Source organism: Kineococcus indalonis, from assembly GCF_009906395.1.
In the GTDB taxonomy this organism is placed as follows: domain Bacteria; phylum Actinomycetota; class Actinomycetes; order Actinomycetales; family Kineococcaceae; genus Kineococcus; species Kineococcus indalonis.
On sequence record NZ_JAAALM010000836.1, the window covers coordinates 1 to 1,122 of the forward strand.

Below are 1,122 nucleotides of genomic sequence, written 5' to 3' on the forward strand. Positions count from 1 at the left end.
GCGCCCACCTGCTCACCGCGCTGCCCGCGGCCACCGCCTCCGGCGCCCGCGTGCTGCGCGCCCTGCTGGAGGACCCCGCCGGCGCCGCCCAGCTCACCGTCACCGGCCTGGCCGGGCGCGCCGGCACCAGCGAGGCCACGGTGGTGCGCACCGCCCGCGCGCTGGGCTTCGCCGGCTACCCGCAGCTGCGCCTGGCGCTGGCCGCGGCCGCCGGCGGCGCGGCCCGCGCGGCGAGCGCCGAGGAGCCCGTCGCGCTGATCACCGGCGACCTCGCCGAGGGCGGCGACCTGGCCGCCGTCGTGGCCACCCTGGCCGCGCTGGAGCGCGAGGCCGTCACCGCCACCGCCACCGCCCTGGACGCCGCCGTGCTGGCCGCGGCCGCCGCCGCGCTGGCCGGCGCGCGCGTCGTGGACTGCTACGGCGTGGGCGTCTCCGCGCTGGTGGCCCGCCACGTGGACCTGGGCGCCTCCCGCCTGGGCCTGGTCAGCCGGCTGCGCACCGAGCCGCACGCGGCGCTGGTCAGCAGCGCCCTGCTGCGCCCGGGCGACGCCGCCGTCGTGGTCAGCCACTCCGGGCGCACCCGCGAGGTGCTCGCCGCCGCCGGCCGGGCCCGCGAGCGCGGGGCGCGCGTGGTGGCGGTGACGGGCTCGGCCACCGGCCCGCTGGCCCGCACCGCCGACCACGTCCTGGTGGCCGCCGGGCGCGAGACGGCCTACCGCGCGGGCGCCACGGCGGGGCGGGCCAGCTCGCTGTTCCTGGCGGACTGCCTGCTGGCCGCCGTGGCCCGGCACCTGGGCGCCCCGGCGGTGGCGGCGCTGCGGGCGACGTACGAGGCGGTCGGCGCGCGGGAGGGGCGGCGGTGAGCGGGACGAGCGGCGCGGACGGGGAGGACCTGGACGCGCTGGCCACCGAGGCGCTGGACGGCGTGGGCCCGGACCTGGACGCGATGGGCACGGCCGAGCTGGTGCGGCTGGTCAACGACGCCGACGCGCAGGTGGCCGGCGCGGTGCGCGCGCAGCTGCCCGCGATCGCCGCCGTGGTGGACGCCGCCGCGCGGCGCATGGCCCGCGGCGGGCGCCTCGTCCACGTCGGGGCGGGCACCTCCGGGCGGCTGGGCGTGCT

1 protein-coding gene and 1 pseudogene are annotated in these 1,122 nt (G+C 82.5%); both read left to right on the forward strand.

Annotated elements, in window-relative coordinates:
- A partial coding sequence (locus GTR00_RS21450) for a MurR/RpiR family transcriptional regulator (protein WP_166613524.1) occupies window positions 1–863 on the forward strand: 863 nt, incomplete at its 5' end.
- Window positions 860–1,122 (forward strand): annotated as a pseudogene (locus GTR00_RS21455) (N-acetylmuramic acid 6-phosphate etherase); the annotation flags it as partial. The gene GTR00_RS21450 and the pseudogene GTR00_RS21455, both read left to right, overlap by 4 nt.